This window comes from Rubrivivax gelatinosus IL144 (assembly GCF_000284255.1).
GTDB lineage: Bacteria > Pseudomonadota > Gammaproteobacteria > Burkholderiales > Burkholderiaceae_C > Rubrivivax > Rubrivivax gelatinosus_A.
In genome coordinates, this window is record NC_017075.1 from 1,832,780 (window position 1) to 1,857,068 (window position 24,289).

The 24,289-nt window shown below is 66.7% G+C and carries 19 protein-coding genes; 6 read left to right on the forward strand and 13 right to left on the reverse strand.

Annotated elements, in window-relative coordinates:
• Nucleotides 1-112: 112 nt before the first annotated feature.
• A complete protein-coding gene (gene ilvD / locus RGE_RS08680; protein WP_014427969.1) occupies nucleotides 113-1,972 on the reverse strand; it encodes a dihydroxy-acid dehydratase in 1,860 nt (619 codons plus the stop codon).
• 198 nt (nucleotides 1,973-2,170) lie between these two features.
• On the opposite strand from ilvD, the gene RGE_RS08685 reads away from it, so the two are divergent.
• Nucleotides 2,171-2,803, forward strand: a complete 633-nt coding sequence (locus tag RGE_RS08685) for a DJ-1/PfpI family protein (protein WP_014427970.1) — start codon at nucleotides 2,171-2,173, stop codon at nucleotides 2,801-2,803.
• Nucleotides 2,804-2,900: 97 nt separating this feature from the next.
• A complete protein-coding gene (locus RGE_RS08690) occupies nucleotides 2,901-3,764 on the forward strand; it encodes an SEL1-like repeat protein (RefSeq protein WP_148280140.1) in 864 nt (287 codons plus the stop codon).
• Nucleotides 3,765-3,774: 10 nt separating this feature from the next.
• On the opposite strand, the gene rbsD is transcribed toward RGE_RS08690, so the two are convergent.
• The 7 genes from rbsD to RGE_RS08725 all read right to left on the reverse strand — a co-directional run bounded on the left by rbsD (nucleotide 3,775) and on the right by RGE_RS08725 (nucleotide 11,275).
• Nucleotides 3,775-4,170 (reverse strand): D-ribose pyranase, encoded by a 396-nt coding sequence (gene rbsD / locus RGE_RS08695; protein WP_014427972.1) that lies wholly within the window; start codon nucleotides 4,168-4,170, stop codon nucleotides 3,775-3,777.
• On the reverse strand, nucleotides 4,167-5,177 hold the full coding sequence (rbsK, locus tag RGE_RS08700; protein ID WP_014427973.1) for a ribokinase: 1,011 nt from the start codon (nucleotides 5,175-5,177) through the stop codon (nucleotides 4,167-4,169). The genes rbsD and rbsK overlap by 4 nt, the downstream gene beginning before the upstream one ends.
• 9 nt (nucleotides 5,178-5,186) lie before the next feature.
• Nucleotides 5,187-6,230: a LacI family DNA-binding transcriptional regulator gene (locus RGE_RS08705; protein WP_014427974.1), complete on the reverse strand. Its 1,044-nt coding sequence runs from the start codon at nucleotides 6,228-6,230 to the stop codon at nucleotides 5,187-5,189.
• A 42-nt stretch (nucleotides 6,231-6,272) separates the two neighbouring features.
• On the reverse strand, nucleotides 6,273-7,265 hold the full coding sequence (locus tag RGE_RS08710; protein ID WP_081487607.1) for an ABC transporter permease: 993 nt from the start codon (nucleotides 7,263-7,265) through the stop codon (nucleotides 6,273-6,275).
• A 28-nt stretch (nucleotides 7,266-7,293) separates the two neighbouring features.
• On the reverse strand, nucleotides 7,294-8,847 hold the full coding sequence (locus tag RGE_RS08715; protein ID WP_014427976.1) for a sugar ABC transporter ATP-binding protein: 1,554 nt from the start codon (nucleotides 8,845-8,847) through the stop codon (nucleotides 7,294-7,296).
• 79 nt (nucleotides 8,848-8,926) lie between these two features.
• A complete protein-coding gene (locus tag RGE_RS08720) occupies nucleotides 8,927-9,883 on the reverse strand; it encodes a sugar ABC transporter substrate-binding protein (protein ID WP_014427977.1) in 957 nt (318 codons plus the stop codon).
• A 279-nt stretch (nucleotides 9,884-10,162) separates the two neighbouring features.
• Nucleotides 10,163-11,275, reverse strand: a complete 1,113-nt coding sequence (locus tag RGE_RS08725; RefSeq protein WP_014427979.1) for an IS481 family transposase — start codon at nucleotides 11,273-11,275, stop codon at nucleotides 10,163-10,165.
• Between the two features lie 626 nt (nucleotides 11,276-11,901).
• Here RGE_RS08725 and RGE_RS23580 point away from each other — a divergent pair.
• Nucleotides 11,902-13,437, forward strand: coding sequence for an aryl-sulfate sulfotransferase (locus RGE_RS23580; protein ID WP_014427980.1), 1,536 nt, complete (start codon nucleotides 11,902-11,904; stop codon nucleotides 13,435-13,437).
• A gap of 346 nt (nucleotides 13,438-13,783) precedes the next feature.
• Here the strand turns inward: RGE_RS23580 and istB are convergent, their stop codons facing one another.
• From istB to RGE_RS08750, 5 genes are all read right to left on the reverse strand, one after another.
• Nucleotides 13,784-14,584 carry an IS21-like element helper ATPase IstB gene (gene istB, locus RGE_RS08735; RefSeq protein ID WP_014426902.1) on the reverse strand — a complete coding sequence of 267 codons (801 nt, stop codon included), beginning with the start codon at nucleotides 14,582-14,584 and terminating at the stop codon, nucleotides 13,784-13,786.
• The gene (istA, locus tag RGE_RS08740) at nucleotides 14,584-15,834 is read right to left on the reverse strand and encodes an IS21 family transposase (protein ID WP_014426901.1); all 1,251 of its coding nucleotides are present in this window, start codon (nucleotides 15,832-15,834) and stop codon (nucleotides 14,584-14,586) included. The genes istB and istA overlap by 1 nt, the downstream gene beginning before the upstream one ends.
• Nucleotides 15,835-16,572: 738 nt before the next feature.
• Nucleotides 16,573-16,977 carry a hypothetical protein gene (locus tag RGE_RS23990; RefSeq protein ID WP_148280141.1) on the reverse strand — a complete coding sequence of 135 codons (405 nt, stop codon included), beginning with the start codon at nucleotides 16,975-16,977 and terminating at the stop codon, nucleotides 16,573-16,575.
• Nucleotides 16,978-17,033: 56 nt separating this feature from the next.
• Nucleotides 17,034-17,603, reverse strand: coding sequence for an NIF family HAD-type phosphatase (locus tag RGE_RS23585; RefSeq protein ID WP_014427983.1), 570 nt, complete (start codon nucleotides 17,601-17,603; stop codon nucleotides 17,034-17,036).
• A 340-nt stretch (nucleotides 17,604-17,943) separates the two neighbouring features.
• A complete protein-coding gene (locus RGE_RS08750; RefSeq protein WP_014427984.1) occupies nucleotides 17,944-18,312 on the reverse strand; it encodes a DUF6471 domain-containing protein in 369 nt (122 codons plus the stop codon).
• 107 nt (nucleotides 18,313-18,419) lie between these two features.
• Between RGE_RS08750 and RGE_RS08755 the strand changes: the two genes are divergently transcribed.
• From RGE_RS08755 to RGE_RS08765, 3 genes are all read left to right on the forward strand, one after another.
• Nucleotides 18,420-21,158 (forward strand): Mu transposase C-terminal domain-containing protein, encoded by a 2,739-nt coding sequence (locus tag RGE_RS08755; RefSeq protein WP_014427985.1) that lies wholly within the window; start codon nucleotides 18,420-18,422, stop codon nucleotides 21,156-21,158.
• 77 nt (nucleotides 21,159-21,235) lie between these two features.
• Complete coding sequence (locus RGE_RS08760; protein WP_232504997.1) at nucleotides 21,236-22,231, forward strand: ATP-binding protein; 996 nt, start codon at nucleotides 21,236-21,238, stop codon at nucleotides 22,229-22,231.
• On the forward strand, nucleotides 22,232-23,578 hold the full coding sequence (locus tag RGE_RS08765) for a TniQ family protein (protein WP_014427987.1): 1,347 nt from the start codon (nucleotides 22,232-22,234) through the stop codon (nucleotides 23,576-23,578).
• Nucleotides 23,579-24,289 lie beyond the last annotated feature (711 nt).

The window sequence follows — 24,289 nt, forward strand, 5'->3', positions numbered from 1 at the left end:
TGCCGGGCAGCGACCGCATCAGAAAGCGCCGCGGTGGCCGCGGCGCTGCCCGTGCAGACGCGTGGAGTCGATGGGCCGCACGAGGCGGCGCGTCATCGGCGGCAGCGGCGGCTCAGTCGCCCAGCTTGGACAGGTCGCGCACCGCGCCCTTGTCGGCCGAGGTGGCCAGCAGCGCGTAAGCCTTCAGCGCCGCCGAGACCTTGCGCGGGCGCGGCTGCATCGGCTTCCAGCCGACGACGTCCTGCTCGGCGCGGCGCGCGGCCAGCGTCTTGTCGTCGACGAGCACGTCGATGCGGCGGTTCGGGATGTCGATGCGGATGCGGTCGCCTGTCTTCACCAGGCCGATCGTGCCGCCGGCCGCCGCCTCGGGCGAGCAGTGGCCGATCGACAGCCCCGAGGTGCCGCCGGAGAAGCGGCCGTCGGTCAGCAGCGCGCAGGCCTTGCCCAGGCCCTTGCTCTTGATGTAGCTCGTCGGGTAGAGCATCTCCTGCATGCCGGGGCCGCCCTTGGGGCCTTCGTAGCGCACGACGACGACGTCGCCGGCCTTCACCTGGTCACCGAGGATGTGCTCGACGGCCTCGTCCTGGCTCTCGACGACGTGCGCCGGGCCTTCGAAGACCAGCAGGCTGTCGTCGACGCCGGCGGTCTTCACGACGCAGCCGTCCTCGGCGAGGTTGCCGTACAGCACCGCCAGCCCGCCTTCGCGCGAGAAGGCGTGCTCGATGGCGCGGATGCAGCCTTCGGCGCGGTCCAGATCCAGGCTGGGCCAGCGGCTGGCCTGGCTGAAAGCGACCTGGCTGGGGATGCCGGCCGGGCCGGCGAGGTAGAAGTTCTTCACCGCCTCGCTGGGCGCACGCGCGATGTCCCATTCGTCCAGCGCGTGCTTGAGCGAGGGCGCGTGCACCGTCGGCACGTCGGTGTGCAGCTTGCCGGCGCGGTCGAGCTCGCCGAGGATGGCCATGATGCCGCCGGCGCGGTGCACGTCTTCGATGTGGTACTTCTGCGTGTTCGGCGCCACCTTGCACAGCTGCGGCACCGAGCGCGACAGGCGGTCGATGTCGGCCATCGTGAACTCGATGCCGGCTTCCTGGGCGATGGCCAGCAGGTGCAGGATGGTGTTGGTCGAGCCGCCCATCGCGATGTCCAGCGTCATCGCGTTCTCGAAGGCCTTGAAGCCCACCGCGCGCGGCAGCACCGACTCGTCGCCGCCTTCGTAATAGCGCTTGGCGAGTTCGACCACCAGATGGCCGGCGCGCTTGAAGAGCTGTTCGCGGTCGGCGTGCGTGGCCACCACCGTGCCGTTGCCCGGCAGCGAGAGGCCCAGCGCCTCGGTCAGGCAGTTCATCGAGTTGGCGGTGAACATGCCCGAGCAAGAACCGCAGGTCGGGCAGGCCGAACGTTCGACCTCGGCGACGGTCTCGTCGGAGACCTTGGGGTCGGCGGCCATGATCATCGCGTCGATCAGGTCGAGCTTGCGCAGCTCGATCGTCTGCGTCGCCGGGTTCGCCAGCCGCGTCTTGCCGGCTTCCATCGGGCCGCCGGAGACGAAGACCACCGGGATGTTCAGCCGCATCGCGGCCATCAGCATGCCTGGGGTGATCTTGTCGCAGTTGGAGATGCACACCAGCGCGTCGGCGCAGTGCGCGTTGACCATGTACTCGACCGAGTCGGCGATGATGTCGCGGCTGGGCAGCGAATACAGCATGCCGTCGTGGCCCATCGCGATGCCGTCGTCGACGGCGATCGTGTTGAACTCCTTGGCGACGCCGCCGGCGGCCTCGATCTCGCGTGCGACGAGCTGACCCAGGTCCTTCAGGTGCACGTGGCCGGGCACGAACTGGGTGAAGCTGTTGGCGATGGCGACGATCGGCTTGTCGAAGTCGCCGTCCTTCATGCCGGTGGCGCGCCACAGCGAGCGCGCGCCTGCCATGTTGCGGCCGGCGGTGGAGGTCTTGGAACGGTAGGCGGGCATGGGCGGCACTCGTGGCTGGGTTGTCCTGGCGGCGACGGCCCCGCAGCGCGGAGCGGGCCGGTCCGCGATTCTCGCGCAGGCGTGCGCGGGTGGCCGGGCCGACTTGTATACCGTTGACAGTTGGAGGGGGCAGCCGGCCGCGCACCGCCGCGTGCCCGTAGCATCCAGGGCCGCCCCAGGCCTTGCCGCGAGACCCGCATGCACGTCGCCATCCTGACCTTCGAAGGTTTCAACGAACTGGACTCGCTCGTCGCGCTGGGCATCCTGAACCGCGTGAAGCGGCCCGACTGGCGGGTCTCCATTGCCTGCCCGACGCCGCAGGTGCGCTCGATGAACGGCGTCGTGCTGCAGCGCCAGGCGACGCTGGAGGAGGCCTGCCGTGCCGACGCCGTGCTGGTGGGCAGCGGCATGCAGACGCGCGAGGTGGTGGCCGACGCGGCGCTGATGGCGCAGCTGCAGCTGGACGCGCGGCGGCAGCTGATCGGTGCGCAGTGTTCGGGCACGCTGGTGCTGGCCAAACTGGGCTTGCTGGCGGGCGTGCCGGCCTGCACCGACACGATCACCCGGCCCTGGGTGGAGGAAGCCGGCGTCGGCGTGCTGAACCAGGCCTTCTTCGCCCAGGGCAACGTCGCCACCTCGGGCGGCTGCCTGGCGTCGCAGTACCTGGCGACCTGGGTCATCGCGCGGCTGTTCGGCGTCGACGAGGCCCGCGCCGCGATGCACTACGTGGCGCCGGTCGGCGAGAAACAGGACTACGTCGAACGCGCGCTGGGCCACGTCGCGCCCTTCCTGCCGGCAGCGGACGGCGGCAGCGTGCATCCCGCCGCCTGAGCCTGTTCGATCGGCTCGGCCTCGCGCCGCCCCGCTACGATGCGACACCGAGTGCCGATGGCTCCTGGGAGGTGGCTTGGCTCGCGATGTCGCCTGGGTGAAGGTCTTGCTGCTGGGCGGTGCCGTCGCCGCGCTGGCGCTGGTCTTGTGGCCAGGCGCCCAGGACACGCCTGTTGGGGGCGGTGTGGTGCTGGCGTCCGATTCGCCGTCCGTCGCACCCGCGGCAGCCGCTGCGTCGATGACCGCGCCTCCCGCGGCGCTCCGGGTAACGGATGGCCCGTCGATGGCGAGGGAGGTCGCGCCCCCGAGCTTGGCCGCCGAGGTCCGCCGGCTCTCGGCCAGCGGTGATCCGCGGGAGTTGTTCCGCGCCTATCGGCTGGCCCGCGCCTGCCTCGATGCCATGTCTGCTGCCGTGCGGTCCCGTCCGAAGGGGGCGGCCCTGGCCGGCGAGGCCCTCTCGCAGGAGCTCAACCGGACCTGTGGCGATCTGACGGAAGCCGATCTGGAGTCGCGCCTTCGCCTGGTGGAGCGCGCGGCCGCCGAGGGTGTCCCGACGGCGGCGGTCTGGATGATCGCGGAAGGGCCGGACGGGGATCCGGATGCGCTGCAGACCCAAGGCTCGGACCCGCTGGTGCAGGCCTGGAGAAGTCGTGCGCTCGACTATCTCCGGCTCGCCGCGCTCAAGGGCGATGCGCTGGCCTTGCTGTCGATGGCGAATCAGTACGAGAGCGGCGAAGGCATCGTCGCCGAGCAGAACCCCGCGCTGGCGATGCAGTACCAAGTCGCCTTCCAGCGCGTCGATGAAGCGAACACCGGCAGGAAGTCCTGGGGCGCTGACTGGGAGATCGCAGGTCTGAGGAGCAGCATGCCGCCGGCCCTGGCCGCTTCCGCGCAAGCTGCCGGCGAGGCCTTGGCGGCGCAGATCCTGGCGGCCAAGGCCGCTCCGGGTGGGACTCGGTAGACGGCACCCGTCAGAACGTCACGCCGGCCACCAGGATGACGTTGGCGTAGGGCGTGCACTCGCCGGTGCGCACGACGACCCGGGCCTGCTGAGTGAGGCGCTTGAAGTCCTCGTGCGCCAGGGTGCGGGGCGTCAGCGCCAGGTGGCGCGAGTACCAGCCCGGGCAGGCGCCGCCGGCGCGGTCCAGCGACTCCTGGGCGAGCCAGGTCGACTCGACCTGCATCTCGCCCAGCACCGCGGCGAGCACGTCTTCCAGCCCCGGCAGGCCGGCGCGCACGGCGAGGTCGATGCGTTGCGGGCCGGGTGGCACCGGCAGGCCGGCGTCGGCGATCACGACCATGTCTCCGTGGCCGAGGGCGGCGATGCAGCGCGCCAGCTCGGGGTGCAGCAGGCCGTTCTTCTTCATGCTTGGCTCCAGGTTGCGGGTGCGGCGCCGGCGGGCAGCGGCACGGCGGGCGGGGGTTCGGCGCAGGCCAGGGCGCTGTCGCGGTGCGGGATGCTGGGTTGCGCCCCGGCCGTCTGCACGCACAGCGACGCGGCGCGCAGGCCGGTGCGGGCCGCCGTGTCGAGGTCGCGGCCGGCCATCAGTTCGGCGACGACGGCGCCCAGGAAGGTGTCGCCGGCGCCGGTGGTGTCGACCACCTGCGCCACCGGCACGGCCGGGTGCAGGCGTTCGCCGCGGGCGTCGCTGACGACCACGCCGTGTTCACCCAGCGTGACCAGCACCTCCGCGCAGCCGCGCTCGCGCAGCGTGCGCGCGGCGCGAGCGGCGGCCGCGGCGTCGGCCACCGCCGTGCCGGTGTAGGCCCCGGCCTCGCTCTCGTTGACGATCAGCAGCGACACGAGCGGCCACCAGCTCTCGTCCAGCGGCAGGCTGGGCGACGGGTTCAGCACCACGCGCAGGCCGCGCCGCTGTGCCGTCTCGGCCACCTGGCGGGCCGTGGCCAGCGGCGTTTCGAGCTGCATCACCACGGCGGCGCAGCCGTCCAGGGCCTGCTCGCAGGCGCTGTCGTTCTCGAAGGCCAGCGTGGCGTTGGCGCCCGGGTGCACGACGATGCGGTTCTGGCCGCTGGCCTCGACGACGACGACGGCGGTGCCGGTCGACGCCTGGGCGTCGCGGCGCAGCCAGCGCACGTCGATGCCTTCGGCGCGCAGGCCGTCGGCGAGCCGCTCGCCCGGCGCGTCGGCGCCGACGCAGCCGATCATGCGCACCGGCGCGCCCATGCGGGCGCAGGCGACCGCCTGGTTGGCGCCCTTGCCGCCGTTGACTTGCTGCAGGCCGTCGGCCTGCACCGTCTGCCCGGCTTCAGGCGCGTGCTGCACACGCAGCACGAGGTCGAGGTTCAGGCTGCCGACGACGGCGACGGTGGGGCTGCCGGCGGACGGGCTGGGGGGCGGGGAGGAGGCTGGCATGGCGTTGTCCTAGAGGGCAGGTGCGGCGGCGGCCACGCGCGGGGCGGCGCTCGACGCGCGCACGACGAGGCTGGGCGCCAGCGCGCGGGTCTGCGCCTCGTGCCGCCGGCGCTCGATGCGTTCGATCAGCAGATCGACCGCCAGGCGGCTCATCTGCTGCTTGGGTTGGGCGACGGTGGTGAGCGCCGGATGCACCCAGTGCGCCAGGTCGACGTCGTCATAACCGACGATCGACACGTCCGCCGGCGCGGCCAGCCCGGCCTGGGCCAGCGCGCCGAGGGCGCCGATCGCCATCGCGTCGTTGCAGGCGAAGACCGCCGTCGGCGGCTGCGGCTGCTGCAGCAGGCGCTGCATGGCATCGAAGCCGCCTTGCGCGGTGAAGTGGCCGTACTGCACCTCGGGCGCTTCGCCGGCCAGCCCGGCTTCGGCCAGGACCTCGCGCCAGCCGGCTTCGCGTTCGCAGCTGACGGCCGTCGCCGGGCTGTCGCCGATGCAGCCGATGCGCCGGTGGCCCAGGCCGACCAGGTGCTGCACGGCCAGGCGCGCGCCGGCGCGGTTGTCGTTGCAGACGGCGTCGAAGCGCATGCCGGCCAGCGGCCGGTCCAGCAGCACCACCGGCATGCGCAGGCCGTCGAGCTGGGCCAGCACGGTGGCGTCGTCGCCGGTGGGCACCAGCACCAGGCCGTCGATGCGGCGCTCGGCCAGCACCTGCAGATAGGCGCTCTGGCGGCGCGGGTCGTCGTTGGAGTTGCACAGCACGACGTGGTAGCCGGCGCCGAAGCCATGGTCCTCGACGTACTGCACGATCTCGGCGAAGTACGGGTTCGACGAGTTCGGCGTCATCATGCCGATGGTGTGCGTCTGCCGCTGCTTGAGGCTGCGCGCGATGGCGCTGGGCACGAAATCGAGCTCGCGCATGGCGGCCTCGACACGCGCGCGCAGCGCGTCGCTGACGTGGCGCGTGCCGTTGAGCACGTGCGAGACGGTGGCCACCGACACCCCGGCGCGTTCGGCCACGGTGCGGATGGTGCTGGGGGACGATTTCGAGGTCACGGCGAGCCGGGTTCCGGGTAACGCTGGTGCCGACCTGACGCCTCAATGGCGCGCCGCCTGGCTGCGCTGGCGCAGCGTGTCGGCAATGACGGCGGCGACGATGACGAAGCCGGTGATGATGCGCTTGCTCGGGTCCGACGCCCCGATCTGCGCCAGCCCGGCGTCGAGCACCGCGATGATCAGCACGCCGAACAGCGTCGTCACGACCGAGCCGCGCCCGCCCATCAGGCTGGTGCCGCCGATGACCACCGCGGCGATCACCTGCAGCTCGATGCCGGTGCCGGTGTTCGGGTCGGCGGCTTCCAGCCGTGCCGACTGCATCAGCCCCGCCAGCCCGGCCAGCAGCCCGGTCACGGCGAAGACGGCGATGCGCACCGGCCGCGGGTCGATGCCGGCCAGGCGCATGGCTTCCTCGTTGGTGCCGATGCCGATGATGTAGCGGCCGTAGGTGGTGCGCGTCAGCACGAGCTGGCCGACGACGACCAGCGCCAGCGCGATCAGGAACGCGACCGACATGCCGCCCCACACCGGCGCGGCCAGCGCGGCCATGGACTGGCCGACGTACTGGGTGCGCGAGTCGGTCACGAGGTAGGCGCCGCCACGCAGCGCTTCGAGCATGCCGAGCGAGACGATGAACGACGGCAGCCGCCAGGCCACCGACACGGCGCCCGTCACGGCCCCGCAGGCCAAGCCCACGCCCAGCCCGAGCAGCGAGGCCAGCCAGGGCGCGGTGCTCCAGTTCAGCATCGCGCTGGCGGCCACTGCCGCCGACAGCGCCATCACCGAGCCCACCGACAGGTCTATGCCGGCCAGGATCAGCACGAAGGTCATGCCGACGGCCATCACCGTCAGCGCCGGGATCTCGTTGACGATCGACAGCAGCGTGTCGCGGGTGAAGAAGTATTCGCTGAGGCTGGAGAACAGCAGCACCATGCCGACCAGCACCGCCGTCAGCGCCAGATAGGTGCCGGCCTGGCCGCGCAGGGCCGACCAGGCGCTGCCGGGCGTTGCGCGGGTGTCGGGGGCTGCGTTCATCGTCGTTCTGTCCTGCATGGGGAGGTGTTCAGTGGGCGGCCACGGGCGCGGGCTTGGAGGCCGCGGCGCCGCCGGTTTCGCTGAAGGCGGCTTCGAGCAGGCCCTGCTGGGTCCATTCGCCGCGCTTGAAGATCGCCACCAGGCGGCCGCCGCTCATGACGCCGATGCGGTCGCTCAGCGCCATCAGCTCGCGCAGGTCGCTGGAGACGACGAGCAGCGCCTTGCCGGCGGCGGCCATCGCGTCGAGCTGGGCGTACAGATCGGCGCGTGCGCCGACGTCGACGCCGCGTGTCGGCTCGTCGAGCAGCAGCGCCTTGCAGTCGCGGCGCAGCCAGCGCGCGAACACCACCTTCTGCTGGTTGCCGCCCGACAGCGTGCCCACCGGCTGCTCGGGCCCGGTGCAGCGCACACGCAGCGTGTCGACCCAGCGGCCGGCTTCGCTGCGTTCGGCGCGCTGGCGCAGCCAGCCCAGCCCGGCGGTGAAGGCGCGCAGGTCGCCCAGCGTGGTGTTCACGCGCACCGACTGCGGCAACAGCAGGCCTTGCGACTTGCGGTCCTCGGTGACGAGGCCCAGCCCGGCGGCGATCGCCTGCTGCGGCGAGCGCCAGCCGCAGCCTTCGTAGGCCACACGTTCGCCGTCGTACAGCGTCAGCCGGCCGCGGTCGGCGCGGTCGGCGCCGAACAGCAGGCGCAGCGCCTCGGTGCGCCCCGAGCCGACGAGCCCGGCCAGGCCCAGCACCTCGCCGGCGTGCAGCGTGAAGTCCAGGTCGCGCACGGCCTGCCCGCGGCCCAGCCCCTGGGCGCGCAGCACGGCGGCGCCGGCCGGGCGCGCCGGGCGTTCGGCGTGGTCGTCGACCTCGTGGCCGACCATGGCCTGCACGATGTCGGTTTCCGCCACGCCGCGCATCGGCCGCAGGCTGACCAGCGCACCGTCGCGCAGCACGGCCAGCGTGTCGGCGATGCGCAGCACCTCGTCGAGGCGGTGCGAGATGTAGATGACGGCCACGCCGCGGGCCTTCATCTGCTCGATCTCGCGGAACAGCTGCTCGATCTCGCGCGGCGTCAGCATCGCCGTCGGTTCGTCGAGGATCAGCACGCGCGTGCCGTCCTGCAGGTTGCGCGCGATCTCCACCATCTGCTGCTGGCCGATGCCCAGCGCGGCCACCGGCAGCATCGGGTCGATCTGCGTCAGACCGACGCGTGCCAGCTGCGCGCGCGCCTGCGCGGCCAGCGCGCCGCGGTCGACCCAGCTGGCGCGGTTGGGCAGGCGGTCGATCAGCAGGTTCTCGGCCACCGTCAGGGTGGGGATCAGGCCCAGCTCCTGCAGCACCATGCGCACGCCGGCGCGCTCGGCCTGCGTGCGGCTGCGCGGCGCATGCGCCACGCCGGCCAGAGACATGGCGCCGCCGCTGGGCTGCTCGAGCCCGCAGATGATCTTCGACAGCGTGCTCTTGCCGGCGCCGTTCTCGCCCGTCAGCGCCAGCACCTCGCCGGCGCGCAGCTCGAAGGACACGTCGGTCAGCACACGCGCCGCACCGAACGACTTGGCGATGCGGTCGACCCGCAGCACGACTTCGCTCACGTCGAAGGGACTCCGTTGAAACGTTGGCGGCCGGCGCGATGACGGGCGTCAGCCCATCCACCGCGCGGCCGGGGGGCGATTACTTGCTGCCCTTGGTCACCAGGACGACGTCGGTCTTGACCTGCGCCGGCATGTCGGCCTGCTTCTGCTTGGCCTGCAGCGCCTTGAGCGCGGTCTCGATGCCGAACACGGCCTGCTTGGCGCCGTACTGGTCGGCGGTGGCCAGCATGCGGCCGTCGGCCAGCATCGGCTTGACGGCCGAGATGTTGTCGTAGCCGACGACCAGCACCTTGCCCGTCTTGTTGGCCGCCTTCACGGCCGCCACCGCGCCGATCGCCATGCTGTCGTTGCCGGCGAGCAGGGCGCGCAGATCGGGGTGCTCGCGCAGCATGCCGGCGGCGACGGTGTTGCCCTTGTCGATCTCCCAGTCGGCCGACTGCACGCCGACGACGGTGATGCCGGCGGCCTTCATCGCGTCCTGGAAGCCCAGCGTGCGCTGCTGGGCGTTGAAGGTCGTCGAGACGCCTTCGAGGATGCCGACCTTGTCGCCGGCCTTCAGCGACTTGGCGAGGTAGTCACCGACCAGGCGTGCGCCGGCGCGGTTGTCGGGGCCGACGAACGGCACCTTGAACTGCTTGTCGGCCAGCGCGGCGGCGTCGAGCTGGTTGTCGATGTTGACGACCAGCACGCCCTTGTCGGCGGCGGCCTTGAGCGCGGGCACCAGCGCCTTGGAGTCGGCCGGCGCGATGACGATGGCGTCGACGCGCTGCGCCACCATCTGCTCGACCATCTTGATCTGCGCGGCGGTGTCGGTCTCGTTCTTGATGCCGTTGGCGATCAAGGTGTAGGTCTTGGCGTTGGCCTTCTGGTGCGCCTTGGCGCCGTCTTCCATCGTGCGGAAGAACTCGTTGGCGAGCGACTTCATCACCAGGCCGATCTTGGCCGGGGCGGGGTCGGCGGCGTAGGCCGGAAGGCTGACCAGGCCGCCGAGGGCCAAGGCGGCGGTGACGAGCGTCAAGCGACGAGTGGTGTCCATCCAAGATCTCCTTCAGAACGAGTTGTAGCCGGCGGCCGCCGACGATTTGCTGTGAAGCGGGCCTCTGACGACGCCGCTCGGCGACCTGGCGATGACTCCATCGGCGGTGCCGAAGCGTTGGGCTTGAGACCTGCTGGGCGAGATTTGGACACCGAAAAAACGTTTACGCAATCGTTTTTCTGAGCTCCGGATTCAGGGTTTTCCCTGGGGTGGGAGGGTGTATGGACCGGGGAGATGGGTAACACCCGTGCGAGGACATGGGTGACAAAGAGGACGTGGTCAGCCCACCGCGTCCAGCTCGATGGCATCGAGCTTGTGATGGCAAAAGTAGACATCGAAGGAGCCATCGCGATCAAGGCGAGGCCGCAAGGCGACGTGCTGACCGATCAACGCCTTGCCCACTCGCAGCTTGAGGCCCCGGATGCTGATGCGACCGCCGTCGCCGACGCGTCTGACGATGTCTTCGGGGCCGTACTCGACGTCAGGAAGCTTGCCGGGCATTGAGCGCATGCTGGCGCTGTAGCGACTGGCTGGCGTCTGCATACCCAGGGCTTCATGCGGGCGCTCGAAGTTGTAGACGTGACGCCAGGAGTTGAAGTGCTGCTGGACATCGGCCAGGTCGCGAAACTTGCGGCCCAGCAGCACTTCGGCGGCCAGCGTGCGGTGGAAGCGTTCGTCTTTGCCGTTGGTCTGCGGATGAGCGGGTCGACTGTGGCTCAGGCGCACTCCCAGGCGGATCAGCCACACGCCCAAGCCCGTGAGCGCACCCACGGTCGGTGCGCCCCAGGGCGGGCCGTTGTCGGCATTGATGCGCTCGGGCAGGCCATAGCGCCGAAAAGCATCTTGCAGGGCCTGCCGCACCGGTTCGCGTCGTTCACCGGCCAGAGCCTGCAGCACGAGGTTGAAGCGCGAGTGATCGTCCAGCACGGTCAGCGAATGGCAGCGCTGCGTGTCGGTGGCAAAGTGGCCCTTGAAGTCGATCTGCCACAGCGCATTGGGCGACTCGTGCTCGAAACGCTGCCACGCGGTTGCCGCTGCGCTCGCGCCGGGGCTGATCAAGCCGTGGCGCTTGAGCACCGAATTGACCGTACTCGCTGCGATGCACACGCCTGCGTCGCGAGCCAGTACATGGGCGATCTTGCGGCCACCCCACGCCGGGTGCTCGCTTCGAACGGCCAACACCTGGTCCTGCAGCTCCTGCGCTGTGCGAGATGGCGAATGGCATGGACGACGAGATCGGTCCTCCAAGTCCTCGCGGCTGAGCCACTTGTAGCCCGTCTTGCGGCTGATCCCGAACCGGCGAAACAGCTCACTGACGTTCGCATCCGCTTGGCGGGCCAGACCGACGAACTCCTGTCTTTGATCCTTCACGGTGACTGCGCTCCACGGCAACTTCGTTCTCCGCTGGCTAGGCAGGAAAAAGTGTCACCTATGTCCTCGCACACCTGTCACCTATGTCCCCGGTCCATACAGGAGGGTGGTGGGGGCGGTGGTGGGGTCGGCGCCGAGTGCTTGGGGCGTGGCGTTGAGCGGCGGCGGGCGCACTGTCGAGGGCAGCAAGTCGTAGTGCCAGTTGGGCGCTGATCACCTCTTGCGGGGAGTGCTTGCAGGCGAGCGCGAGGGGATGCGTGCGCTCGTTCCGATGACGATGCTGTTCGAGCCTGACGTCTCGCGCTTGTCTTGCCAGCCTTGGCTTCCGATCTGGACGTCTGCACGCCGGGGAGCAGACAGTCGCAAGTGCGCGGGGGAGACTGCTGTACGGCGGGAGGCGTGCGCCAGCAATGCAACACGGGACGACTGCTGACGGCCATGACCAGTCCGTTGCCGACGACAGGTTGCGGTCGGATTTATCGCCCCCACTGAAGAATAATGTGTTGTGGCCAATCAGTTAATATTCTGTCCCCGCGGGACTCGTTGGGCCCGTGTCGGAGCTGGCAAAACGGAGCGACAAGGCCGGCGGCCTGGTTGCTGCGCTGTCGCTTGTCGCGGTGTGAATCAACTTATTTCAGGGTGTCGGTATGCATCACATTCAGCGCAGAATCTACGGGCTAGTCGCTGCGTGGGTCGCGGTCGGTTTCATGCTGTCAGGATGTTTCGGTGGAGATGCCCTGTCGTATGCCGATCAGAGTAAATTGACCATCAGCACATCGTCTGCGGGACCCAGCCCGTTCATCCAGAACGTCGAGTTCACTGGGCTACAATTGGGGCGCATTGCCTTGATCAGTTTCACGATCCGGCCCCACTCCGGATCGGCATCGAAGCCGGTTAACGTCACGCAGTACAAGTCCCACCTCGTTAGCAAAGGCTATCTGTCCAGTGACGCGAAAAGCATGCAAGTTCCCGTGTTTGGTTTGTACGCTGGCGGCACCAACACGGTTGACTTCTCGGTCGAATTTGAGGATGGGTCCCGCCTTGCATTTACCAAGGAACTGACGACTGCGGCATATGTCGATCCCCTGGCGATCTACGACCGGCTGCAAGTACTGAAGACCCGAGCTGCAGGCGATCAGATTGGATTCGACTACTTCGCGCTGCAGTCCGGTAGCGGTACGCCCGCGATCTACGACACGGATGGGCAGCTTCGCTGGGTCGGTGTACCGCCAGTGGTCAATGCGGCTCACTCGGTTTTCAAAGCCGGTGGATTCGTCATCGGTGGCAGTGATGGTATTTCTAGCATGATGCTTACCCGACTGGAGCTCGACGGCACATCGACCAGTAAGCTCTTGGTGGCTCCGCCATATATCAACTTTCACCACAATCTAGATTTCGGAAAGTTCGGCTACCTCGCCGAATTCGATGCCCTTATCAATGGTGTGAACTATATTGAAACCAATCTGGCCGAAATCGCTGACGATGGCAGTGTCATAAGCAATTGGGATCTGGGAAAGATCATTGGTGACTTCATGACGCAGTACGGTGACGATGCGACGCAATTCGTTCGGCCTGGAGTCGACTGGTTCCATATGAACGCGGCGCTATACGATCCGCAGGACGACTCCGTCGTCGTGTCAAGCCGCGAGAACTTTCTGATCAAGTTGGGCTACAAGACTAAGGAGATCATCTGGATTTTCGGTGACCCGACCAAGTATTGGTACACCTTTCCGTCCCTGCGCAGCAAGGCCCTGGTCCTGACGGCGGGGGGGCTCTATCCTATTGGTCAGCACGGCATCAACATTTCCCCTGACAAGTATCTGCTGCTGTTCAACAATGGGCTACAGAGCGCGCAGCAGCCGGTCGGTGCGCCGGCGGGGGAATCGCGGAACTACAGTGCGGTCGTGTCGTACAAGATCGATAATGCGAACCGCACTGCCACTGAGAATTGGCGCTTCGACTACGACAAGTCCATTCTGTCCGACATCTGCTCGAATTCTCAACAGGTACTCGATGGCAGTGTTTTCGTCAACTACGCTTCAGCCAGCAACCGCACGAAAAGCAGGCTGGTCGGGCTGAATCCGCAGCACCAAGTCGTGTTTGATTTCGAGTTGCCGACGACACTGTGTCAGACGAGTTACCACGGTACGGTTGTACCGCTCGAAGCGCTGACACTGAGGTAGGTTAAGGCCTGCTGGCCAGGTGTTGAAGGGGCAGGAGCCAAAAGCAGTTGAGCGACCGCTTCAGCGTTGCGACGCAGGCCAAGCGGAAGTCTGCAACGGGTCGATAGCGGCAGGTGGCGCATCTGCGGGGCTAGCTGCCGCAGGTCGCTATCTTCGGCCGGACCAAGCCGCGCGACGTGCCGAAGTTCCGCTGGGTCAACTCCGTGCTCGGCAACCAAGCGAGCCCTCGACGGTGGTCACTTCAGCCTTAGGTGGCGCAAGTACGCCGACCCGCACCTCGCAGGTGTCAAGCGACATCGAGAACTGACCCCCCGGCGACATCCAGAAGTGACCCCCGGGTGGTGGTTCAGTTGGTTGTTGCGGGGTTCGCTCCGGCCTGGTTAACCAGGCCGGAGCGGCGCTTGGTCCGCAGCCGGTAGCTGTCGCCGCGGATGGTGAGGACGTGGCTGTGGTGCAGCAGCCGGTCGAGGATGGCGGTGGCGACGACGGCGTCGCCGAAGACGCCGCCCCACTCGGCCACCGAGCGGTTGCTGGTCACGAGCATCGAGCCGCGCTCGTAGCGGCGGCTTACGAGCTGGAAGAACAGGTGTGCGGCGTTGGCCTCGAACGGCAGGTAGCCGAGTTCGTCGACGACCAGCAGCTTGGGCTTGGCGAAGTGCACGAGCTTCTCCTCCAGCCGGCCTTCGACGTGCGCCCGCACCAGCTGCGTCACCAGGCTCGTCGCTGGCACGAAGAGCGTGCTGTAGCCGCGCACGATGGCCTCGCGCCCGAGAGCGACAGCCAGGTGCGTCTTGCCGACGCCGGGCGGCCCGAGCAGCAGCACGCTGTCGCCGTTGGCAACCCAGCGCGAGGTGGCCAGCTCGCGGATCTGCTTGGGGTCCACCGACGGCTGCGCGTCGTACTCGAAGCCCTCCAGCGTGCGCACGCAGGGGAACTTGGCGATGGACATGCCCATCTGGATGCGCCGCTCGTCCTTGCGGGCGACCTCGGCCGCGCACAGCATCGACAGCGCCTCGCGCAGGTTCAGCTCGGCCCGCGCGGCCTGGTCCAACAGCGTGTCGAGCTGGTCTCGGATGGCGGTGAGCTTGAGCCGCGTAAGCATGGGCTCGAGCGCGTCGAGTTCCTCGGTCTTCTTCGACGCGGCCATCACCAGCTTCCTCCGGCGACGGCCTCGTACTGATCGAGCGGGCGCTGCAACTCGCCAGGCACCGGGGCTATCGGCGGCGGCATCTTCGGTAGCCACGTCATCCCGGCCAACTGGCCGCCGACGATGCCCACCAGGTGGCTGCGCTCGATGACGCTGCAGCGCCGCAGCGCGCTCTGCGCGTGGCAGGCCACTTCCTGGCCGGCGTAGAGCACTCGCACCTGACGCTCGGCGACGACGACGGTGACCGTCTCGCCGATGAGCCGCCACGGCACGCTGTAGCGGTTGGTGTCCAGCTCGATACAGGCGTCGGTGTGCACGCGCCGCGTGACCTCGCGCACCTGCAGGAACGGCGCCTTGGACGGCAGCGGCCGCAACGCGGCGCGCTCGTGCCGCTCGAAGCGCTGCAGCGGCGGCTCGCCGGTGCTGCCGTGGATGCGCACGTCGGCGACTTCGCGCACCCAGCGCTCCAGGTGCGCCTGCAGTTCCTCGACGCTGGCGAAGCGGTGCCCGGCGATGGCGTTGCGCTTGACGTAGCCGACGCCACGCTCGTCCTTGCCCTTGGTCCGCGCGCGATACGGCGCGCAGGCCCGCGGCGTGAAGTCCCAGTAACGGCAGAACGCGTGGAAGCGGTCGTTGAAGCGCACCTCGCGCGTCTGCGCGTTGTGCTCGGTGACCAGCGGCTTGGCGTTGTCCAGCAGGACTTCGTGCGGCACGCCGCCGAAGCGCCGGAAGGCGCCTTCCAGGCCGTGCAGCCACGACGACTGGCGCTCATGCAGGAAGACGGCGACGTGACAGCGCCGGCTGTAGCCGAGCGTGGCGACGAACAGGTGGATGCGCAGCGGCTCGCCGTCCACGATGACTGACGTGCTGCCGAAGTCGATTTGCAGTTGCTGGCCGGGCGCGGTCTCGTAGCGCACTGTGGCCACGCTCTCGGCCCGCAACTCCCGACGCAGCGGCTCGACGGCACGCTGGACGGTGCGCAGGCTCACGCGGATGCCCAGCTCTCGCTGCAGGTCCTGGCGCACGACGTCGGCGTTGCCGCGGTGCTGCCGCAGCCGCTCGGCCAGCCACTGCCGGTGCGGCTCCAGGACGCTCTCGCGGTGCGTCGTGCGCATCGGCCGCCAGCCGCCTTGCCGCAGGTACTCGCGCACCGTGTTGCGGCTGCAGCCCAGTTCCCGGCTGATGCGCTTGGCTCCCCATCCCAGCGCCTGCAGCGCCAGCATCTTCTGCACCTCCTGTGGCGCCAGCATCGTGTCGCTCCCCGGGCCTCGTTGGACCGGCTGAGCTTGGAACACTTCCTCCATCGACCTCTCCTTCGTCAGCGAAGGGGGTCAGTTCTCAATGACGCCAGGGGGGCAGTTTTGCGTGTCGCCCAACAGCAGGCTTTGCCTACCGCTTCAATGGACACTCAGGCTGGCGTGGCATCGCTCTCTCGACCGATCGTCCACGGCACTGTCCTGCGCCGCTCCGCCGCTCCGCCGCATCCGGGCCGCTGAGGAGACGCGGGTTCGCGGGCCGCTTTCGGTACAGGCGGATACCGCCAGACGGCCTGCGCCTGTCTAGCTTTCCGGAAACGGAAAATTTGGCCGATCGGCAGTTAACCCATAAAGCGGCAGACGGCCACCTCATGGTTGGCGGTATATGGCCTTGTGACGTTAAGTGATTGCTGGCCTCGAAATCAAGCAAAAGATGGCCGGTTGCCCCCGTTGGAACCGATGCTGGCGGTGCTCAAATAAAGAATATCCTGGCGAAGCGGAAGAAAATAAACCAATTAGTGGCAAAAAATATTTTGCCCTAGATGGCCGCCTTGCCACCTCGCGCCAAGAGGCTGGTTGGGCGGGTATATTGAGGGGTGCCTGCGTCGGTTGCTGGCGCCGCAGTTTAGCTGACTTGCTTCGAGCTTGCGTCCACTTGATCCGTCTGAAGGGGTAAGTTCCTGATCCTGAGAGATAAGGCCTTCGGTCGCCTCCGTGATCGCGGGAGAGCATCTATTCAATAACAGTGGCTCGGATTATCTTGGGCAGGCGAGTGTTGAGAATAGTGCAGCGCAGTCGCTGGCCTTCACGGAGTGATCGCACATCGACGCCGGGGGTCTCGGGGGTAATAACATACTGTCGGCCCGTGTCGTCGTTTGCGCGCGCCTGTTCGATTTCGTCGAAGAGGTTGGCGATGACAGTGACTTCGATTGTCAGGTGAGATTCTCTTGGGGTGGTTTCTATGGTCGAAGGAGTGCTTCTGTTGGTCTGATTCTCGATAATTACGGCAGGATATCCCAACTCTCCTTCTGGCAGTTCCTTGGCGTCGGGGTAGAGTCGTCGCATGTGGATCGCTGGGGCCTCGCACAGACGGCAATGAGTCAACTCGTACCGGCGTTCTTCGGACAAGGTGCTCATGTCTGGAGTCTTGACGAGTTCATGAATCACTCCGCATGCTCGGCAGACAACGAGCTTCAACTGTTTATCCCGAGGGGTTCGGTGTTGATCAGGCGCTGTTCAAGTTTCGCGGTCAGATCGCCCAGGCCGAGGTCACCGCTGTTTCTGGGGTCGAACGCTTCAACAGCTATCCACTGCTTCTCTTGTCCTTCGTGAACATAGCTAGCGAGATCGTCGATCAGCAGCACGTCTTCGACGTCGCAGCCGTCGATAAATCTTAGATCCTTCGTCGCCCCGGACCAGCTGATATATTCGACTTCGAGAAACCAGTCTGGCGCCACGCTTTCATTTGTTAGTGTTTTGGCGATCTCGCGAAACCGACCCTCGGGGACGGAAGTAAATATCACAATCCGCGGGAATAGCTCTTTGCATCGCTTAAGAAAAGAGAATAGTCCTGGGCGCGGGATCTGGGAGACAGCAGAGCTGATGAGGGTGAACTCGAGGTCGAGCGCCAAAACGGTCGGGCGCCTGGGAGGTGCACTGTCCTGGGTCAACTTCTCCGTGCTGCTGGAGGTGATGTCTCCTGCCGTTCGCGGCGTCCGAGTTTGCGGGGTGGCGACTTGTCTCTCAGGCTTCGTTGGCTTCATGTCCGATCTCCGGTGGTCGCGAGGATTCTCGCGCGAGAGATCTCGGTTGGTGCCTTAACACTACTGCCAGTGTGTGACGCATGAGAACTGTGTGCACGTTTTCTTATATACGTTGTGTTAAGTGGCGAGCCTTCGAGTGATACCGGTTGTCAATCGCTCCGCGGGGTATTAGGCTTGCGGAATTCCCGCTGACTTTCGTCTCGATCGGGCCCCCTATTTATGAGGGGGGTGAGAGATGAGGGGGGCCGCGTATGGGAGTAGGGCGAGCTTCGGCCGGAGGCGCGGCGGCAGCTGTGCATGGGCCGATGGGAAGCTGCTGCGCATCTCAATGCGCCGCCGTTCAGAGCTCCGAGAGCGCGCCCGCTTTGGGGTTGAGGGGTCGGCGCCTGCGCGCTTCCCGGTCGGCGCGCGCGAACTGCTCCCGTGCCAAGCGCTGCCGTCTTCCGGCGGCAGAGACGTCCACGCCCGAGATATCGAGTGTCTCGACGTCCAGGGCCAGCAGGCAGGCTATGAAGAAGCTCGCCTGGAACTTTTTCCGGTTGACCTTGCGGTTCAACCGCGCCGGCGTCTCGACGAACCCCAGGGATGCCAGCCGTTCCGACAACTCGGCATAGCTCAGCTTGCGGCTGCGCATCTGCTCTTGGATCAGGCGCTTGGCCGCCGATTCCAGCTCTTCCTGCGCCGCGGACTGGGGCAGTGCTGCTGCCAAGGGAGGGGCGATTTGGGAGGGAGTACTCATGACAGGTCGGCGGTGGACAGCGGTCGTTTGCGACCGATTTTCGCGCCATCGGGCATCGGGCTTCCTACATCCCCCGTATGAGACCTTCCCTCAACCCGTCGGCGCTGACCAAAGAGCGCTTGACCGAGCTCTTCGATTGCCTTGGTGTGCCCCCGCAGGGGCGGCAGCTTGTCCAGCGCGCGATGGTCGAGGCACCCGTACGCGATGTGTACAGCAGTGGCCGCAACGTCGTTTCGCACTTCCACAGCCGCAAGAACGGCACCTGGATCGGCACCGAGAGCCGGCACGTTGAGTTTCCTGCAGCGGTCGTCTACGAGAACGACGCCAAGACGCTGGCCTACTTTCCCCAGCCCTTCACACGGGTCATCGAGCACGTCGAACCCGATAGCGGCGAGGTTCATACCCTGCGCTACACGCCGGACTTCTTGGTGCTGCGCGACGACGGCATCACCGTCGTTGAGTGCAAGCCCCATGCGACGCTCCTCAAGGAGTCAGCGAAACGCCCCTTCAAGTACCGGCTGGCAGACGACGGGAGCTGGTACTCGCCACTTTTCGAGGCTGTGTTCGGCGAACTGGGGTTGCAGTATCGCGTCATCTCGGACTTGGCCTTCTCGAAGGTCTGGGTCGAGAACTGCCTGCACTTGGCCGACTACTTGGGCGAAGCGGCGGAGCCGTGTCCAGATGAGGTCTTGACGCAGGTGCGCGCGCTGCTTGCTCAAGAGGGACGGATGACGCTGCATGAGCTAGTCAATGCCCCGTACAGCTTCTCTGCTGACCACTTGCTCAAGGCCGTCGCCGACGGTGCTCTCGTCGCAAACCTGCAAGAAGAGCCTCTGTACGAGCCGCGCTGCGCCTGGCTCTATCGCGACGAGGTCTATCGAGACTTCGTGCTCTCGCAGCGGGATGTTCGCCGTCCCGGCAAGCCGAGCTTTGTCGTCGACATCGGACCAGGGGCCTTGTTCAGGTACAGCGGCGAGACCTTGACCGTTGCCCTCGTCTCCGATGACCGGGTGGTCTTGAACAGACCGACCGGCGGGACGTTCGACGTCAGTCGAGAGTGGTTGCTCCGCGCCCTAGAAGGAGGTCAGGTGGAGTCGGTCGCAGGTGCAGACGGCGGACAACTGCGCTTCCACGACTACTCGGATGCGCAATTGGCGACGGCACTACATCGCAGGCGCCAGTTGGAGGGGGGAACATTTGGAGCGCTCCCCAGTGCGCGAACCATGAGCCGGCTGCGTGCTAAGGAGGCTGCTGCACGTGCTTCGGGAGGCAACGAGGATCTTGCCCTGGTCCCGATGACCCATCTGCGTGGCAATCGCACGCCCCGACTGGATCCAGCCTTGGTGGAGATGATGAGGCAGGTCCACCAGAGTGAATGGAGAGACGCCTCGGCAAAGAACTATCGCGCGTGCCACAACGCGCTGGTGGCGCTGTGCGCCAGCAAGGGCTTGAAGGCGCCCTCGTATCCGACCTTCATCGGCTTCATCAAACGCGCGGGCAGCGACGCCGACGTTCGCATCCGGCAAAGCTCTCGGTATGCGTACCAGCAGCAAGCCTTTGTCGACTCGATCGAGTACGAGGCCCCGGTTCACGGTAGCCGGCCGCTGCAGTACGTCCACATCGACCACACGCAGGTCGACCTGGAGTGCCTCTCCTCGCGCACGGGCCGGCCTCTCGGCCGGCCTTGGTTGACCTTGGCTGTCTGCGCGACGACTCGCGAGATCGTCGGCCTGTACTTGACCTTCGAGCCGCCATCGTACCGCTCGGTAATGATGGTCATTCGCGACATGGTCCGACGTCACGGGCGGATGCCCGAGTTCGTCGTTGTCGACAACGGGTCCGATCTGCGCAGCATGGCGTTCGCCGCGTTCCTGCAGATGATGGGCACGCATCTGCGTGCGAGGCCAAAGGGCTCGCCGCGCCATGGCGCCGTGATGGAACGGCTCTTCGGCAAGGCCAACACCGAGTTCATTCACAACCTGGCTGGCAACACCAAGGCGACGAGGCACGTCCGCATGGTCACCGGGAAGTCCTTGCCAGTCAACAACGCTGAGTGGACCCTGGAGAGTCTCTACTACGGACTCTGCTACTGGGCGTTCACGCACTACGCCGAAGCCGATCATCCCGCGCTGGCCGCGTCTCCGAAGCACACCTTCGAGCGTCTGCAGCGCGAGTGCGGGAGCCGCCCGCAGCGGCGGGTGCTGTTCAACCGCGACTTTCTGATCGCGACATGTCCGCCCGCGGATCGCGGTGGTGTCCGCATGGTCAACCGCCAGACCGGTGTGAAGGTGTTTGACCGGTTCTACTGGCACCAGGCTTTCCGCGATGCCGCTGTGGCGGACACCCAAGTGGATGTGCGGTACGACCCCTTCGACGCCAGCTCGGTGTACGTGCGTGTCAAGCAGCAGTGGGTTCAAGCACGCCATCGCGCACTGGCTCAGCTGCCGTCCATGTCTGAGGCGGCGTTCAAGACTGTCAGCGAAGAATACCGTCGTCGCTTCAAACCTTCGGTCAACCAAGAACACGATCTCCAGCGACTAGTCGAGTTCCTCTCGACGTTTACACCGGAGGGCGCCACCGCGGCGCACATGGAGCGACTTGCTCAGAGTGAGTCCTTGGTGGCGCAGTTCGGGGATGGCCCGATTACGCCGCCTGAGCGCGCGACTGGACCGCAGTACCTCGCCAGAGGGGCGGTGTCTGAGCCTTCGCTGAAGGCGCCCAAGTTCGCCGATCTCGGTACCAAGTCCGCCGACTCACAGCCTGATGCGGCCTCCGGGCAATCTGAACCGCTTCTCGACGACTTTGACAGCTTTTGACTTTGAAGACCCGCGCTATGCAAGTTTCCACTGATACCCCTACGCAGTCTCCTGGGATGCCTCACGCAGAGCGCCGCGTGACGGCAGACCACGCCGTGACGGCGCTCTCGGCACATCGGGTTCGCCATCCGCGCATCACTGAACGCCTCAACGACTTGTCCGCCCTGATGTACCCGGTGAGCACTGACGACATCATCCTCGTTTGCGGGCCTTCCGGAGTCGGCAAATCGACGCTGTCCAGGTTCTTGGTCGAGGACGCGGTCAGAGGCTCCCAGGCGGCGATGAACCGGGATGCAGGTCTCGTTCCAGCCATCTACGTCGAGGCACCCAGCTCGGGGGAACGCGAGTTCAGTTGGGCGCTGCTGTACCAGAACATCCTCAGCCAACTCGAAGGTGAGTTGCCGATGCGCCGGCATGCCTACAGCGTAGATCCGGCAACGAACCGCCTGTCGATTCTTCCGGGCTTGAGCCCCAACAGCCTGGCGGCGCTTCGCACCGCTGTCGAGCGCGCGCTCCGCGATCGGGGCACCACCCATGTCGTCATCGACGAGGCTGCACACATCATGCAGCACCAGAACACTCGGCGGCTGACGGCGAACATGAACACGCTGAAGTCCTTGTCCAACCGTTCCGGCGCGCAGTTCGTGCTGAGCAGTTCGTACGACCTCTTCCAGATGATGAGCTTGTCCGGGCAGCTTGCGCGTCGAACCCAGGTCCTTCACTTCGATCGCTACCGCCAGGACAACGATTCGGACGTGCGCGCGTTCCGAAGCTGCGTCCAGTGGTTCGAGAAGCAGCTGCCCGAGCTGTTCGCCGGTCGGCTCTTGCCCTACAGCGAGGTCCTGCACGACAACGCCCTGGGCTGCATCGGGACGCTGCGAGACGTGCTCACTCGTGCTGCGCGCTTCATGGCCGCGAAGGGTGGCTGGTCGCCAGAGCTGCTCCGGCGGTGCTTGCTCACAGACGCACAACACAAGCGGATCTTGGAGGAGATCCTCGAGGGCGAAGAAGCCATCAACCCCGGCATCTCTCATACCGCGATCCGGCCGCGCAGTCCGAAGAAGGCCGCTTGAATGATCACCCCGCTTCAAGTCTCGCCTCTACGCTCGAGCCTCCACGCGCTGGCGCCCATGGGGCTCGGCACCCCGGATGTCGAGAGCCTCGTGAGCTACTACTGCCGCCTGGCTGTCTCGCATGCCACGACGACCGATGAACTCGGGCGCTTCGTCGCCCAGGCAATGCGTCTCGAGTTGGCGCCCGAGTTTGACTGGCACGCTCGCCAGCTCTCCGGTCTGCGTGATGCGGCGATGAGCTGGTCGTCGGCCTTGTCGGCGCTAACCGGCGTCGCAGGTCTAGACGGACTGACGTTCTTGCCTTGGCGCGAGGTCATTGCGCAGAACGGACGCTCGCTTGTCGCGTCTGGGCAGTACTGCCCGCTGTGCTTTGCCGAGGACCTCCAGCAGGCTCGCAAACCGTACTTCCGCCTCGCGTGGGAGTCTTCGCAGTCGACTGTCTGTCACCGCCACGGTACGCAGTTGCGGCAGCAATGCCCGTCCTGTGCAAGGACGAACATTCGACATGCCGCTGCGGTGGTCGTGCCCGGCTGGTGTACGAAGTGCGGCGAGTTCCTGGGGCGCGCGATTGAAGATCCGATTCCGCAGGCAGACGTTGGCGCACTTTGGAAGGCTCGGCAGATCGCGCAGTTGGTGGCCGCACAGCATTCGCTGACGACGCAGCCTTGCCGAGCCTCGATGCTCCGAGCCGTAGAGCAGATCATGGCGGCTATGGACGGCGGCCAGGCCGCAGCGTTCGCGCGCCGCCATGGCTTGGGGAAGAGCACTGTGCACCACTGGCTCAAAGGCCCAGGTACACCGAAGCTCGACGTCAGTTTGAGCATCGCGCTCCACAGCGGATTGAGCCTGGTTCACTTGCTTACCGGAGACTTGAGCAACTGGACACCGCCAACGTGCAACGCCCAGCTTGCCCTGCCGCTCGAGCTGCCGGCCCGGCCGGATCGGGCACCGGCTCGGCAGCTGGATTGGGGTGACATCGAACAGCAGCTTCAAGCGATTCTTCAGCTGCCCGAGCCCATCCCAGTCCTGGAGGTGGCGCGTCGCCTGGATGTCGAAGCGCGCCAGTTGTACTTGCGCGCCAACCGCTTGACTCGAGAGCTGGGCGCGCGCTGGGTCTCGTATGCGCGCTCCCGCCGGGACCTGCGCTTGGCCGTTATAGGTCCGCACCTGGAGGCCATTGCTCGCGATGTGCTGGCCGAAGGCAAGTCGCTGAATCGGCGCGAGGTAGCGAAGCGCATCTCGCCTGAGATGCTGGCCAGCGTCCCGAGACTTGACGCAGTCTTGAAGGACGTGCAAGTGCGGATGCTGGCCGAGCAGGGGGCCTGCGGGTCGGGAACCGCCCATTGACGCGGCCCGGTGCCGCCATGTCGCGTCATGGGGCTGTCGCGTGTCTATACGGTGAGTACCTCTGCGACTTACGACATCCTGCAACGCGAGAAGCTGCAGCGTCCTGGCAAGGCGTCCTCGGCGAGGGCGATGTCGACCTCCGGCGCGGCGCGCCGGAGGTCAGTGTAGGCAGCGAGAAATCTGTCCTTGGCGATCGCCTTCGGCGATGCTCCCTGGACATGTCCAACGACGCTGTGGGCTTGCCGCCCCGGTACCGTGCGCTCGGTCTCTGGCAATCTGGCAGCGAGCGGCACGTTCAAGCGAGCTACTGTGGAGAGCAGCTTTAACAGCTCGGCGGTTGTCCTTGATGAACCGCGCTGCATGAAGATCAAGGGGGCCAACCGTTGCGCTCTGCGGCAGCTACGTAGGTACCAGCACTTCGCCCGTCCCGGCGGAGAGGCTGGGCCTACCCGCAACGCGGCGCCGAGCAGCAACCAGGCCGGAGGCTACGGCCTCCGGCAAAGCGCCACGCTTCAACAGATGCTCCGGGTAGGCCATACAGCTCTAGATGCCCGAGGATGGATCTACAGGCGAGGCTGCTGTCGACGACTCGATCTCGAATCGTCCCGTGCCCTCGTTGCCCAGGCGCTACGCGCCTTTACGCGGGAATGTGCACGTTGCCAACCGGGCCCAAGCCGTGGGTTGACCCTTGGCCGGTCAGGAAGAAGACTG

Bases quoted from the DNA above. Each gene is read 5' to 3' on its own strand.
- RGE_RS23580 (WP_014427980.1), top strand. From the start codon at position 11,902: ATGCATCACATTCAGCGCAGAATCTACGGGCTAGTCGCTGCGTGGGTC.
- RGE_RS08765 (WP_014427987.1), top strand. From the start codon at position 22,232: ATGATCACCCCGCTTCAAGTCTCGCCTCTACGCTCGAGCCTCCACGCG.
- RGE_RS23585 (WP_014427983.1), bottom strand. From the start codon at position 17,603: ATGAAGCCAACGAAGCCTGAGAGACAAGTCGCCACCCCGCAAACTCGG.
- istB (WP_014426902.1), bottom strand. From the start codon at position 14,584: ATGGCCGCGTCGAAGAAGACCGAGGAACTCGACGCGCTCGAGCCCATG.
- istA (WP_014426901.1), bottom strand. From the start codon at position 15,834: ATGCTGGCGCCACAGGAGGTGCAGAAGATGCTGGCGCTGCAGGCGCTG.
- rbsK (WP_014427973.1), bottom strand. From the start codon at position 5,177: ATGCCAGCCTCCTCCCCGCCCCCCAGCCCGTCCGCCGGCAGCCCCACC.
- RGE_RS08720 (WP_014427977.1), bottom strand. From the start codon at position 9,883: ATGGACACCACTCGTCGCTTGACGCTCGTCACCGCCGCCTTGGCCCTC.
- RGE_RS23990 (WP_148280141.1), bottom strand. From the start codon at position 16,977: ATGAGCACCTTGTCCGAAGAACGCCGGTACGAGTTGACTCATTGCCGT.
- rbsD (WP_014427972.1), bottom strand. From the start codon at position 4,170: ATGAAGAAGAACGGCCTGCTGCACCCCGAGCTGGCGCGCTGCATCGCC.
- ilvD (WP_014427969.1), bottom strand. From the start codon at position 1,972: ATGCCCGCCTACCGTTCCAAGACCTCCACCGCCGGCCGCAACATGGCA.
- RGE_RS08685 (WP_014427970.1), top strand. From the start codon at position 2,171: ATGCACGTCGCCATCCTGACCTTCGAAGGTTTCAACGAACTGGACTCG.
- RGE_RS08710 (WP_081487607.1), bottom strand. From the start codon at position 7,265: ATGAACGCAGCCCCCGACACCCGCGCAACGCCCGGCAGCGCCTGGTCG.
- RGE_RS08755 (WP_014427985.1), top strand. From the start codon at position 18,420: ATGAGACCTTCCCTCAACCCGTCGGCGCTGACCAAAGAGCGCTTGACC.